Source organism: Pandoraea pulmonicola (assembly GCF_000815105.2).
Lineage (GTDB): Bacteria > Pseudomonadota > Gammaproteobacteria > Burkholderiales > Burkholderiaceae > Pandoraea > Pandoraea pulmonicola.
Window position 1 is genome coordinate 3151070 of record NZ_CP010310.2, and the last position, 13529, is coordinate 3164598.

The 13529-nt window shown below is 68.3% G+C and carries 8 protein-coding genes; 4 read left to right on the top strand and 4 right to left on the bottom strand.

Annotated features, from left to right (window positions below; translation table 11 throughout):
• Window positions 1-99: 99 nt before the first annotated feature.
• From RO07_RS13625 to bcsB, 3 genes are read right to left on the bottom strand one after another with little or no spacing between them, the layout of a single operon-like run.
• Entirely contained in the window at window positions 100-3957 is a 3858-nt protein-coding gene (locus RO07_RS13625; protein WP_052267295.1) for a cellulose synthase subunit BcsC-related outer membrane protein, read from the bottom strand.
• A complete protein-coding gene (gene bcsZ / locus RO07_RS13630) occupies window positions 3942-5222 on the bottom strand; it encodes a cellulose synthase complex periplasmic endoglucanase BcsZ (RefSeq protein WP_039411396.1) in 1281 nt (426 codons plus the stop codon). Before bcsZ ends, RO07_RS13625 begins: the two co-directional genes overlap by 16 nt.
• On the bottom strand, window positions 5223-7517 hold the full coding sequence (gene bcsB / locus RO07_RS13635; protein ID WP_052267296.1) for a cellulose biosynthesis cyclic di-GMP-binding regulatory protein BcsB: 2295 nt from the start codon (window positions 7515-7517) through the stop codon (window positions 5223-5225).
• 346 nt (window positions 7518-7863) lie between these two features.
• Here bcsB and RO07_RS13640 point away from each other — a divergent pair, with 346 nt between their 5' ends.
• From RO07_RS13640 to RO07_RS13655, 4 genes are all read left to right on the top strand, one after another.
• On the top strand, window positions 7864-8097 hold the full coding sequence (locus RO07_RS13640; protein WP_147284657.1) for a hypothetical protein: 234 nt from the start codon (window positions 7864-7866) through the stop codon (window positions 8095-8097).
• Between the two features lie 6 nt (window positions 8098-8103).
• The gene (locus tag RO07_RS13645) at window positions 8104-8754 is read left to right on the top strand and encodes an HAD-IB family hydrolase (protein WP_039411401.1); all 651 of its coding nucleotides are present in this window, start codon (window positions 8104-8106) and stop codon (window positions 8752-8754) included.
• Between the two features lie 23 nt (window positions 8755-8777).
• Window positions 8778-10754, top strand: a complete 1977-nt coding sequence (locus RO07_RS13650) for an FUSC family protein (protein ID WP_052267297.1) — start codon at window positions 8778-8780, stop codon at window positions 10752-10754.
• 135 nt (window positions 10755-10889) lie between these two features.
• Window positions 10890-12053, top strand: a complete 1164-nt coding sequence (locus RO07_RS13655; RefSeq protein WP_039411404.1) for a methyltransferase — start codon at window positions 10890-10892, stop codon at window positions 12051-12053.
• A 68-nt stretch (window positions 12054-12121) separates the two neighbouring features.
• On the opposite strand, the gene RO07_RS13660 is transcribed toward RO07_RS13655, so the two are convergent.
• The gene (locus RO07_RS13660) at window positions 12122-13309 is read right to left on the bottom strand and encodes a TIGR03862 family flavoprotein (protein WP_052267591.1); all 1188 of its coding nucleotides are present in this window, start codon (window positions 13307-13309) and stop codon (window positions 12122-12124) included.
• Window positions 13310-13529: the final 220 nt, after the last annotated feature.

Below are 13529 nucleotides of genomic sequence, written 5' to 3' on the forward strand. Positions count from 1 at the left end.
CGGCGCGTTGACGGCGCACAATTTCGACGAGGACTGCCGCGGTTGCCGCAATCGCCGAAAGCACTGGACTCTTTGAATGGTCGATGGCCGCACACATGATCAATAGCTCCAGATCGGCCGCACCGGCGAGGGCGGCATCGGCACGTCGCCTCGCCGCGCATCGAAGTGATAGCGCATGTAGACGAGGAATCGATTCGGTGCGTAATAGTCCGAACGCTCGAACTGCACCTGGCCGCCGATGACCCAATGGCGGTTCACCCAGTACTCCGCTCGCCCCAGGATCGAGAATCCGACGCCGAAGCCGCCGCCCGATCCGTAAGTGAGGTTGCCGCTTGCCGTCTGGAGCGAGCCATCGGTCGGGAAGTACGGCATCGCCTTTTCGTGGCTTTGCGAGAACGAGACCGACCCGCGCAGATAGTAGGACCAGCGCTGCATGCGGCCGTACCATTCGAGCGGCAGCGTGAGCGAGACGTAGGTCTGCGGGCTGTAGTAGCCGCCGTGCCCGTAGGTGTAGAACCGCTCGTTCTGCGCGAAGCTGTCGAAAAACAACGTCAGGCCGGTATTCATGCGCATGTCGCGCTTGTAGATGAGCGGCAGGTCGATCCCGGCGCGCGCCGACACTTCGGAGTTGTTCAACACGTTCTCGCCCGTGAGACGCGCCACGCTCGCCTGGCCGAACACGCCCCACTTCGCGAAGTCCCGCGACACGTGGAAGGTAATCGCATCGCGACGCACCCCGCCCCACTTCCCGTCGCCGAAGATCTCGGGCAGCGGCAGATAGGCGCCCGCATACGACACCATGCTGCCCGTCATCGGACGTCGCGACGCGTCGACCCAGTACTGGTAGCGGCCGAGATTGCCGAACAGCCGCACGCCGCCGGTCACATACGAGATCGGAAAGCCGACGGGCGTATGGCCAATGTCCGCACGAATCCAGTCGTTCTCGTAACCGAGCATGAGCGCCTGCCCGTGCGCCTTCTGGCGCTTGGTGCCATAGTCGGTCGACACCCCGGGGTTCGCCGTCCGGAACGCCGGCACGTTGAGCAACGGCAGCGTGCCGAACTCCGACGTACCGTTGAGCGGCAAGTCGCCCGAGTCGGCGTTGACGTAGTCCGTCTGCGCGAACACGTGGCCGTCGTAGCCCGCGGCGTACTGACCATACAGCGGCACCGCGCGCGCGTTGAACATGGAGATGCCGCCGTTGCCCTTCTTCTGATCGATTTCGTAGCCCGCCGCCACGTAGGTGTTTCGCCGCGACTCGAGCGAATCGACGGCCGACTCGGCCGACGTCATGCCGTCGTAGCCGGGCAGCGCACCCTGAACGATTTCTTCCTTGCGCGCCTGGTCGTACCAGCCCTTCGCCTCGTTGTAGCGACGCTGCGACTGCGCAATACGCCCGCGCTGCACCGTCACCGCCGGATTGCCCGGGAACTGGCCGCGCAGCCTGTCATCGAGTGCAATGGCTTCGTCGAAGCGATCCATCGCCGTAAGGCGCCGCACGGCCGCGAGCTGGGTCCACACGTCGTCCGGTGGCGCTTCGGCCAGTGCGCGGTCGAGTTCGCGGCTGGCCGCTTCGTCGTCCTGCATCTCGTACAGCACGCGAACGAGAGACAGACGCGCGTCCTGATTGTTCGGATCCTGCCGGACCTGGTCTTCGGCGATCTTGCGGGCGTCGTCGAAACGGCGTTGGTCGAAATAGATGTCGCCCAGCGTGGACAACGCCCGTTTGTCGGGCAGCTGACGCGAGAGCAGTGGGTCCAGCTTCGCGCGCGCGGTTGCATAGTCGCCCAGCGCCCGGGCGCGGTCCGCTTCGCGCAAGGCCAGGCGGTCGCGCAGATCCTGCCATTCGTCACGCTGATCGGCACCCAGCGTGGTTGGATCGATGCTCGTCAGCAGCGTGTCCAGTTCGCCATCGCGCTCCGCGGTGTTGAGCAGCTCGGCATAGCGCAGTTGAGCATCCGGCTGCGGCCTGTCCGCATGCGCCGCGAGCCAGTCGCGCATCAGGGCAAGCCCCTGGTCCGGCTGCCCCGCCGCAACGTGCGCTCGCGCCACCTCGGCGATCAGCTCGGGATCGTCGCCCGCCATCGCAAGCGCTTCGCCGTAGCGGCGCTCGCTCTGCACCGCGTCGCCCGCCGCGCGAGCCTCTCGCGCCAGGCGTGCCGTATCGCGAATGGCAAGCGTCGTCCGCAGTCGATTGATGGACGGCGTCGCGTTGGTCGGCGGGATCTGTGCGAGCGCGGCGCGCGCGCCGGCCTCGTCATCGATCACGTTCAGATAGATGGCCTGCGCATACAGCATCTGCGCGCGATCGTCGGCTTCGAGCCGCTGACGCAAGCCCTCGTCCATGACATCGCGACCGATCTTCGGCAAGCGCAACTTCCGGTAGAGGCTCGCGAGCGAATAGCGCGTCCATGCGTTACCGGGATCGAGCGCGACGGCGCGCTCCAGCACGGCCAGCGCCGGGCCGTTGCGGCCCTGGGCGATGAGGTGCTCGGCGTCGTCCGACAACGCCGCGGCTTCGGCCTTGTCGAAACGCGCCCTGTCCCGCGGGAAGCGCCCGCGCAAGTCGCCCAACAAGTTGGCCAGCTCGGTGCGGCGCTGCTGACGTGAATACAGCGTGATGAGGCCGCGCAGCGCGGCGTCGTTGTCCGGCTCGATCTTCAGCGCTTCTTTGAACAGTCGCTCCGCATCGCCATCGCGCTTCGCGTCGAGGGCGATGTCGCCGAGCAGCGCCAGGCCATCCGGGTTACGCGGGTCGCTCTGCAGCGCGCTGCGCACGAGCCGGTCGGCCTCGTCGAGCCGCCCTGCGTCGCGAGCGGCACGCGCATCGGACATCGCCCCCCAGAACTGCGACGTCCGCAGCAGGCTGCGCCACTTTCCCGCGTTGCCGGGGTCCTGACGGATCGCCTGGGCGAACAGCGCCTGCGCCCCCTTGTGGTCGCCCTGGCGCATCTTCACCAGGCCCAGCGACCCGGTCAGCTCGCTGTCGTTCGGACGCTTCGCGCGCGCGGCATCGAGCGAATTCTGCGCGTCGCCTAGGCGCCCTTGATCGAGCGCCCGAATGCCCGCCTGCCGCGCCTTGTAGGCCGGATCGGCGAGCATGCGGGTGCGGGCGGCCTGCTGGGCGTTGAGTTTGTCGTAAGCGGCGCGGATATCGGTGTCGTTCGGGGCGAGCGCGAGGTAGCGTTGGTACAGCGGCAACCAGGCGAGATTGCCGTCCGCTTTGGACAGCCCGCGCTGCCAAAGCGGCAACAGTGCATTCATGTCGGCGTTGGGGCGCGCGGCGAGCTCGGCCACCATGCGCGTGCCGGCCAGGCGCGTCGACGGGCGCTCCAGCATCAGTTCGGCAAGCGACTGCGATGCGCGCGCGTCGTCGGGCGACACCTTCGCCAGATTGGCGAGTCCCTGCTGCGCGGCCGGCCAGCCGTTGGCGACGTTGGCTTGCGCGCGATAGTACTCGACCCCAAGCGCGCCGGTGGGCGGGCCGTCCGGGAACAGGGCACGATACTCCGCGAAGGCGGCGTCGGCCTGGCCACTGCGCTGCAGCAGACGCGCGCGTGCGATCCGCGACTTGTCCACGGTGTTCACGCGAATCACATCGGCCAGCGCCTTCGTCGCCGGCGCATCGGGATAGCGTGCGCGCAAGGTCTTCAACAGTTTGTCGGCTTGCTGCGGATGGTTCTCCTCGATCTCGATCTGGCCGAGCAGCGAGAGCGCATCGGGTTGATCCGGCTGCACGAGCAACGCCTTCTCCAGCGCGGCGCGCGCGAGGTCGTTGCGATAACGCGAATGCCACAGCGCGGCGCTCGCGAGCAGATTGCCGACGTCGCGGTTCGCGGCGACCTCGCCAGGCGACCTGTCGCCGGCACCGGGCGCAGGCGCGGCGCGCACCGGCCCGCCACTCGCGGCCACGAGCAGGCATGTCACACATGCGGAGCGAATCAGCGTGGTGCGCAAGCCTCCTCCCATGTGACATGCAGCGTACCGTCGGCTGCGAACCGGAAACGGCCTTCGTGCCAGCCGAGGCCGAACAGCGAAAGAACCGAACTGTAGTAGCCCGGCGGCGACGCGGCGTCGAGCGAGCGCGCCCGTGCAACCTGTTGCTGCGCGAGCGCCGTGTCGCCCACGGCCTGCAACAGCGGCACGAGCGACGCCGAAAAGCCGGACGGCCCGTCCTGTTTCGCCGTGCCATCGCGCGTGTTGACGCGCTCGGGCGGCGCGCCGTGCGCCGCCACGTACTTCAGCATCCCGCCGAAGGTGTGCGACAGCGCGCGAAAGTCGTCGCTGCCCGGAGCCAGCATGCCGGCCCACAGATACACGCGAATCGCGTTGTAGCTACCTTCGCCCTGTGTCTCGGGGTCGATCTCGAAACCTCGTCCTGTGCGATACGTCGCCCATTCCGGTGCGAAGCCGAGCGGCGGCGCCGTGAGCGTGATCTGCTTGAGCGAGGAAGCGACGAGCTGGCTCCAGCCGCTGTCGGGGAACAGCCCAGCCAGACGCCGCACGACCTGCATCGGCACATAGCTCGGGTTCAAGCGCCACAGATCCTTCGCGGGATGAAAGCCGACCGGCGCCGGCAGCAGCGTGCGGCCAAGTCCGGGCAGGAAGTCGGTCTCCTCTGCGGCAACGCGGCGTGCGACGAGCGCGCCGAGCGCCGTGTACCGGCGCACGCGCCACAGCCGACCGGCCTCACCCAACGCATACGCAATCCACATGTCGGCGTCGCTCGCCGGATTGCTGTCGAGCACGGCCCACTGCCCGTCGGCCTTGCGACCCCAGAGCCACGCCGGCAGATGCGCGGTGAGATCGCCCTGCGCGAGGTTGTCGGCGGTCCATTCCAGCACCTTGTCGAAGGTGGTGCGATCGTTGCCGATGAGCGCGAACATCAGCGCGTACGCCTGCCCTTCGGAGACGGTGCGCTGATCCTCCATGCCGCGGTCGACGACGCGGCCGTCGCCGCTCAGGAAATTCGCCTTGAAGCGTGTCCAGTCGGGCCAATCGAGCGGCGCACAGGCGCGCTGCCCGCCAGCCGCCGGGGCTGGCGATGGCGCGCGGTCCGGTCCCCCGGCTCTGCCCGGTTTCGATGACGTGCCTGCCACCGCCGTCGACCTCGACTGCGCCGCCAGGTGCTGCGCGCCCGCGACCCACGGCAGGACACTACCCGCCGCGAGCGTACGCAGCACGGCGCGACGGCGCCGGCCGTAGACGTCAGCACGATTCATTTACTTCTCCAGCCGACGCGCGGCGCGACGCTGCAGCCAACCGAAGCACTTGAGCGCAATCGCGAAGGCAGCGAGCAACGCCACGAGGCCCACGAGAACCGGATGACTCGAGAGGTGGTAGCGAATGCGGGTCCACCAGCTCACGTCTCCCACGAAATAGGTCTGGCCCAGCCGGAACGACTCGGTGCGCGAACCGTTGAACACCGCCAGGTCGCCGTGGATGTCGCCGCGTTGCGCGCTGTCGTCGATGGCATTGACGACGCCCAGCAGCGCCGGGTTGCTCGTGGCATTGATCGCTACCACGGAGCGCGACGCACTCACCGGCGATTCGAAGCCCACCAGCGCCGCGAGCGGACCGTCGGACTGCGCGTCCATGCGGGCCGGGCCGACACGGCTCGCCGCAAGCGCCGAGCCGATTGCGCCGTCACCGCGATAGCCCTGTGGCTGGCTCGTCATCACGCGGCGGGACTGGTCGATGAGCAACGGCAGCCCTTTGCCCCATTTCGCCAGCAGGTCGCCGGCGTCCTTGCCGCCGACGATCAGCAGATCTCGATCCTTGAAGCGATCGGTCTGCGTGGTGTCGAGCACCTCGAAGCGATCGGCATACACGCCGGTGGAGCGCCCGAACTGGCCGAGCGCCGAAAAGACGGTTTCGAGCTCCGGCACGTCGGGCGTCTTCGACGTCACGATGGCAGTCTGGGCGAGATCCGCGTATTTGGTGAACGGAAAACCACTGCCCACGAAGAAGCCCAGATTCGGCATCTCGGCGTAGTGCGGCAGGCCGCTGAAGTCGATGGTCGAATCGGCGTCGATCGCCGAGCGCGCGGTGTTGGTGATCGTCTGGCTGCACACGCCTTCCTTGTGCGGCTCCATCGCGAACTGGAACGACAACGAGTTGCGCGAGGCGACCTGAAACGCCGGAATGCGCACTTCACGCCGGTCGGCCATCGACCCGTCGGAAAGCAGTTCCACGAGCATGTGGCTCTTGTCGGCGCTGGCGCCGGAGGCGCGCAGGCGGTACGCACGCACGAACTGATCGTTGATGGCCACGCTGAGCGACGAATCGTCAGGCTTGACCGGCGGCGTATAGCGATACCTCAGATCGAGCGGCACGCCAGTGTTCTGCCACGTCAGCAGATCGGCGGGCAGATGGAGCTGAATGCGGATCGGCCACGGCATATAGCCGTTCACCTGCAGATCGCCCGGATTGTCCACCAGTTCGCCGAGCTTGACCGGGCGATCGGTGCGCACCCAGCGAGGCGCATCGTAGGCGGGGCGCGGCGGCAGCGGCTCGAGCGAGGCAATGCGGGCCGACTCGCCCGACAGCGCCGCGCGGCCGGATACCAGTGCGAGCGCCGCCGTCTCGAGATCCTTGGCGTCGCGGCCCTGCAGCACCAACAGCTTGAGCGACGGATCGTTCGGGTTCGACATCATGCGCAGCGTGGGCGCATCGACCGTCGGCAAATTCAGCGCGGCAGGCCGCGCATCGTTCGTCGCAAAGACGATCGCGTGCCTGGACGGCAGCGAATTCACGCTCACGGGAAAACGCGTGCGGCGGTAGTCGCCGATGGCGCCGGCCCAGGTGGCCACCACACCGGCGGCATGCACCACGGCAAGCGACGGCGGCGCGCCGAAAACGAACGGGATTGCCTGATCGCGATTGTCGTGCCGGTCGAAGAATGGCGTGGGCAGCGTGCCCAGATCGTTGCGCAGGGCGAGCGGTTGCGTGCTGGTGACGATCTCGCTTTGCGGGCTGATGTCGGCCCACAGGCTCGAGTGCGTCGGATCCTCGCACTCCATCGTGTAATGGCCGATGAGCACGAGCCGCACACGGTTGAAGCCCGAGAGCATGCGTGGGTCCAGCGCAATCTCGCGCACGAGGCTCTTGCCGCCGTCCGCCTTGTTCAGCGGCAGCGTGGCGATCAACTCTTCGTTGAGATATATCTTGATTTGCGAGAGATCGGGAAGCAGCGCGGGCGAGTAGGCATAGCGCAGGCGCAGCAGCGCGGAGGCGACCGTGTGATCGAGCCGAACACCGAAGTTGATGTCGGCCGAGCCTTCGGTGCCGCGCAGGCGCAGTCCATTGCTCTGGCCCAGTTGCGCGAACGTGACCGTGCGCTCGTTGCCGCTGGAGCTGGTCGTGGCAGGCGTCAGGGAAGGCGACGCCGGGCCCTGGGCGTCTGCGGCGGCCCCCGATGCCGTGGCGGGCGCGCCAGGCGCGCCCGTCTGTGCAGGGACTTTCCCCCGGGTAGCCGGGGGAGCCGTTGCCGCTGGCGCGGCACCTCCCGGATCCATCGCTGCGGCAGCAAGCAGGCAGATGGCAGAAACTTTGCGATAACGCGACCAAGACGCTCGAAGCTGCATAGGGTGCCTCGTCTGTTCTTGTGCTGCACTGTCGCCACATCCCCACGAGCGCTTTCCCATCGACCCGACGTCTCACCACGTCGTTGTCAGGCATTCCTAAGAATGCCCGGATCCTGTGGGATAGCAGTTCGTGTATCTGGATACGGCACGTTGCGCCATGCTAGCTCGCCTGTATGCCCGGAAGCAAGCAGCACTTCGCGTTGCGTTGCTGGTAGATCGGTAGACCAGTCAGCACAGGCATTGCCGCTCGCAGCATGCACCGTATAGAATGCCCGGCATGAGTCCGACCGAACCCACCTCCTCCGTTGCGGCGTTGCACGCGGCCGATGCGATGATCGAGCGTCGATATCCGTCCGACGTCGATCGTCTGCGTGAAGTCGTCGGCACCGACGTGCTGCCGTTCTATCGGGACGAACAAGCCCTCGCGGCCAGCCGTCAGGCGAGCGAGCGCTGGCCGCATCTCGTGGCGTTCGCCGATTCGCGCGACGCAACGTCGCCCGACGCGAACTGACATCGCATGCGCGATTCCGCCATCGTCGCCGCCTTCGATTTCGACGGGACGATTTCCACGACCGATAGCCTGCGTGTGTTCGTGCGCGCCACAGTGGGTACGCCGCGTTTCGTCGCGGGCGCCTTGCGCGCATCGCCCTGGCTGATCGGCGCGGCGTTGCGCCTCGTCGATCGCGGCACCGCCAAGGCGGCGTTCCTGCGCGCATGCATCGGCGGGCGCACACGCATCCAGCTCGAAGAAGACGCTCAACGCTTCGTGGCACAACGCCTGCCCGCGCTGCTCCGTCCGGAAATGCTCTCGCGCTTGCGCCAGCATCGTGCGTACGGTCATCGGGTCGTGCTGGTCAGCGCGTCGCCGGGGCTCTATCTGCGCCCGTGGGCGGCGTCGGTCGGCTTCGATGCCGTACTGAGCACCGAGCTCGCTTTCGACGCGCGCGATCGCTTCAACGGCAAATTCGCCAAACCGAACTGCTGGGGCCCGGAGAAGGTGCGCCGTCTCGAAGACTGGTGGTCCGCCGCGCCGCCGCGTTTGCTGTTCGCCTACGGCGACAGCCGGGGCGACAAGGAGATGGCCGAACGCGCCGACCACGCGTGGATTCGCGGACAAGGCAAACTGATGCCGCTCACGGATGCGGATGCGCCGGCGCGCGTGTCCTGACATCCCGACCGACGCCCCGACGGATGACCACAACGCCCGATCCCGGCCGCCGCGTGGCGTGGATGTCGCGACTCACGCGGCTTGAGCCGGTAGCGTTCTCCCGCTGGGACGCCATACATGCGGCGCTCTCCGTGGCCGTGCCCACCGCCATCGGCGCCGCGCTCGGCCACGGCGCCGACGCTTCGCTTGTCGCTCTCGGCGCGCTGCCCGTCATCATCGGCGATCGCACCGGCCCCTATCGTGCGCGGGCGCGCTCCATCCTGATCACCATCCTCACCGGCGGCGGCGGCTTCTACACCGGCATGCTGATCCACGACGTCGGTCTCGCACACCCGTGGCTTGCCCACGTGCTGCTGCAGTTCGCGATCTTGCTGCTCAGTTTCCTCGGCACGTTCGGCAACGTGGCATCGGCGGCGACCCTACAAGGCGCGGTGTACCTGATCGTCGGGTGGGGCCTCGCGCTGCCGCCGCCGGAATGGCGGGCGCCGTTGTTGCTCGCGGCAGGCGGCATCTTCAGCATGCTGCTCATGGCCGTGCACTGGCTGCGGCACCCGGGGGCGGCGGAGCGCGATGCGGTCGCCGCCATTTACCAGCAGTTGGCCAACTTGCTCGATGCGAGTGGCACGCCTCGTGCGCGTCTGGCGCGACGTTCGCTGGAGAACGCGATTGCCGCCGCCTACGACACGCTCCTGGGTGCAAGCGCAAGCACCACCACCGGCTGGGATGTCCTCGAACGTCGCGCCGCCCAGATCCTCGCGGCCGAGCCGATCACCGCGGCCGTCATCGGCCTCGCCCAGGATGGACAACCGGTCCCCACGCCGCTCGGCCGCGCGCTGTATGGCATGGCACGCAGCATCGCCCGTGACCGGCCGGTCGACGTCGCCGCGGCCATGGCGGTGGCCGAGGCGCACGACGCCACGGCGCTGGCCACCGCCCTGCATCGCGCCCAACCGCTCCTCACGGGCGTGGTCCACGCGGCCGAGGCGCCGCTCCTGGCGCTGGCGCGTCATCAAACGCGTGCCACGGCGCATCCGCGCTGGATGCCGAAGTGGCCCTGGCCCGACGTGTGGCGCTATCTCGTGCGTATCGGTCTGTGTGTACTCGTCGCGCAGATCTTCATCGCGGTGACAGAGTTGCCGCGCTCGTACTGGGTGCCGCTGATCGTCGTGGTGATCTTCAAGCCGAACTACGGCTCCGTGTTCGCGCGGGCGCTGCAAAGCAGCATCGGCAGTATCGTGGGCGTGGCCGTGTCCGCGGCGGTCGTCGCCGTCGATCGCAACGGCCTCGTGAGCCTTGCGTCGCTCATTCCGCTCGCGGCTTGCCTGCCTTGGGCTCTGCGTCGCAACTACGGCTTGTTCAGCGCGCTGTTGCTGCCCATCCTGATGCTGGTGATGGGGGCACTGCAGCCGGGCAGCCAGGACATTGCGTTCGCTCGCTTCGTCGACGCCGTCGCCGCCTGCGTCATCGTGCTCCTTGTCGGCTATCTACCGTGGGCCAAATGGGAGCGTCGCCAACTCGACGAGCGCGTGGCGAATGCGCTCGATGCGCTCGGCCGCTACGCGGCGCTGGCCTGCACGCACGACGCCGACGCGACTTTCGCGGCGCGCCGCGCCGCCTACAAGGCGCTCGACGACACACGCGTCGCGCTGCAGCGGGCGCTGTCCGAGCCGCCACTGGTGAGCCGCCGCGCGGCACGCTGGTGGCCGGCGCTCGTCTCGCTCGAGCGTGTGGCCAACGCGATTACCGACACTGCCGCACACGGCGACGATCCCGACACACCGGTCCACCCCGCCGCGGCCGTGCTGACACATCTGGCCGCCGCGTTGCGTCATGGCGGACCGGTCCCGGCCATGCCGGACGCGCCCGTGCCGGGCATCGATCCTGTGCTGGACAGCGCGCTGCGCGAAGCCATCGCCTTGCTGTTCGGTGCCGCGCCGCACGACGCCTCGGGGAAGTCTGCCAGGAACGTCAAGCCAATCATCCCGGTTTCCGGCCAGTAGACCGGCAACACAGGCATAATGCGGACTTCCGGCGCGCAAGAGGCGTTTGCCTGATGGCATGTCTCCGCTTGTCGGGCAACGCGCCACCGCTAGCCTCCTTCCCCGCGCGCCGCCACGCTTTTCACAAGACTCCGCATGAACACTACCCCGACGCTCGCCTGGACCGAAGACGGTCGCCCCGTCACCGCGCGCTGGCGCTCCGAGGCCGGCGTGACGCCGCCGCGCCGCGTCGAAGTCGTCGACGACACGCTGACCGCCGACGATGCCTATCACCTCGCCTGCGGCGGCACCGCGTTGCTGTATCGCGGCGATTATCAAAATGCCCGCCAGTTGATGCAGGCCATGGCGCGCCGAATCGACCGCCCGCCCCATCGCCAGCGCCGCAAGTCCGGCGGCAGGGACGCGGCACCCGCTGCCGGCCCGGCGGACGCCTTCCACAAGCACCGCATGGCGCAGGCGCAACGCGCGCGCATTCTCGGCATGGTGCTTATCCCGCTCGAGGGCGACTACGGCATTCCGCTGCGGCGCGCGCCGGACGTGCGCGATGCCTGCACCGAAGCCTGGGGGGCACCGGAGGGGACGCCCTCGGTCGCGTCGCTGCGTGAAATTCTCGGTCTGATCGGCGCGCACGAATGGCGCAAGAAAGGGGTGACGATTCCGGCGCTGGGCGCCTCGATCCACCCGTGGTATGGCGTGTTCTCGCCCGTGCGCGGCGAGTATCTCGATCTCATCGATCAGGCGCCACTGCCCGACAAGTCGATGGCGTTCGACATCGGGACAGGTACAGGCGTCATCGCCGCGCTGCTCGCCCGCCGCGGCGTGCAACACGTGATCGGCACCGACCGCGATCCCCGCGCGCTGGCATGCGCCCGCGAGAACATCGCGCGCCTGGGTTACGAGCGCTCGGTGAAGATCGTGGACGTCGACCTGTTCCCGGAAGGTCGTGCACCGCTCGTGGTGTGCAACCCGCCATGGCTGCCCGCCAAGGCGAACGCGCCCATCGAGCATGCCATCTACGATCCCGACAGCCAGATGCTCAAGGGCTTCCTGAACGGCCTGGCCGCCCACCTGAGCCCCGGCGGCGAAGGCTGGTTGATTCTGTCCGATCTGGCGGAACACCTCGGCCTGCGCACGCGCGAGACGTTGCTCTCATGGATTCACGCGGCCGGGCTGGTCGTGCTCGCGCGTCACGATGTGCGGCCGCATCATCCGAAGGCCGGGGACGCCAACGATCCTTTGCACGCCGCGCGGCGCGCCGAAGTCACGTCGCTGTGGCGTCTCGGCGCGCGGCCGGCATAGATCGGACGAGCGACGTCAGCGCAACGAACGGACGACCATCGACAACTGTCGATGGCGCGTCCGGCCGCTCAACGCGGCGTCTGGAGATAGGCTGCCGCGGCGTCCGCGGCGACGCAGGCGCTGGCAAAGCAGGCCGTGAGCAGATAGCCGCCGGTCGGCGCTTCCCAGTCGAGCATCTCGCCCGCAAAGAACACGCCGGGCAGTGCGCGCGCCATCAATCCATCATCGAGCCCTTCGAGCGCCACGCCGCCCGCGCTGCTGATCACTTCCGCGATAGGGCGCGTGCGCCGCAGCGTCAGCGGCAAGCGTTTGATGCCTGCGGCGAGCGCCGTCGGATCGTTGAACGTGTCGCGCGACAGGCATTCGCGCAGCAGCCCCGCCTTGACGCCGGCGATCCCCAGCCGGCTTTGCAGATGGCTAGCCATCGAGCGCGAGCCACGCCCGCGCGACACTTCCGCAAGCACTCGCTGCGCCGACCAATCGGGCAGCAGATCGAGATACACCTGGGCACTGCCGTGGCCAAGAATGGCGTCGCGAATCGGCGCACACAGCGCATACACGAGACTGCCTTCGACGCCGTGCTCCGAAATCACGAACTCACCCTGCCGCGTCGTGCCGTCAGGCAGCGTCATGGTGACCGACTTCACCGGCTGGCCCGCGAAACGCTCGCGCATGTGCGGCGTCCAGTCGATCTCGAAACCCGCGTTCGCCGGCCGCAGCGGCGTCACGTCCACCCCATGCGCGCGCAGCCACGGCACCCACGCCGCGTCCGAGCCGAGCTGCGGCCAACTCGCACCGCCGAGCGCCAGCACCACGGCCTTGGCCCGTACGAGACGCTCGCCCTGCGGCGCCGAGAAGCGCAGATTGTCCGGCCGTGCCGGCAGGTCGGCCGACCAGCCGAGCCACCGATGCCGCACGTGCAGGCGCACACCGGCCGCACGCAGACGCGTGAGCCACGCCCGCAACAGCGGCGCCGCTTTCATGTCGATGGGGAAGACGCGCCCCGAAGTGCCCACGAAGGTGTCGACGCCCAGACGATGCGCCCATGTACGCACGTCGTCCGCACTGAAGCGGCGCAACCACTGCCCGACCACTGACGCCCGCTTGCCGTAGCGGGTCACGAAGGCGTCGGCGCTCTCGCTATGCGTGAGATTCATGCCGCCCTTGCCCGCCATCAGGAACTTGCGGCCGACCGACGGCATGGCGTCGAAGACGTCGACGCGCCGACCCGCCGAGGACAGCACCTCGGCCGCCATCAGCCCGGCGGGCCCGGCGCCGATGATGGCGACATCGGTGTCGAGCGTGCGGACATTCGGACTGCCGGAGGGGTCGGAGGCAATGGAGGATCGCGAAGCGGCGCTGGATACGGTCATGCTTGGGATGGATAACAGGCAGGTCTGTGCGCACGGCGCCCCGGGGAGCGCGCTGGGACGTCGAGCACCGCGGTACAGACGGGTCAGGCATGTCGGACATGCC

Excerpts from the sequence above, each read along its gene's own strand:
- bcsZ (WP_039411396.1), bottom strand. The coding sequence starts at position 5,222 with ATGAATCGTGCTGACGTCTACGGCCGGCGCCGTCGCGCCGTGCTGCGT.
- bcsB (WP_052267296.1), bottom strand. The coding sequence starts at position 7,517 with ATGGATCCGGGAGGTGCCGCGCCAGCGGCAACGGCTCCCCCGGCTACC.
- RO07_RS13640 (WP_147284657.1), top strand. The coding sequence starts at position 7,864 with ATGAGTCCGACCGAACCCACCTCCTCCGTTGCGGCGTTGCACGCGGCC.
- RO07_RS13645 (WP_039411401.1), top strand. The coding sequence starts at position 8,104 with ATGCGCGATTCCGCCATCGTCGCCGCCTTCGATTTCGACGGGACGATT.
- RO07_RS13650 (WP_052267297.1), top strand. The coding sequence starts at position 8,778 with ATGACCACAACGCCCGATCCCGGCCGCCGCGTGGCGTGGATGTCGCGA.
- RO07_RS13655 (WP_039411404.1), top strand. The coding sequence starts at position 10,890 with ATGAACACTACCCCGACGCTCGCCTGGACCGAAGACGGTCGCCCCGTC.
- RO07_RS13660 (WP_052267591.1), bottom strand. The coding sequence starts at position 13,309 with ATGGCGGCCGAGGTGCTGTCCTCGGCGGGTCGGCGCGTCGACGTCTTC.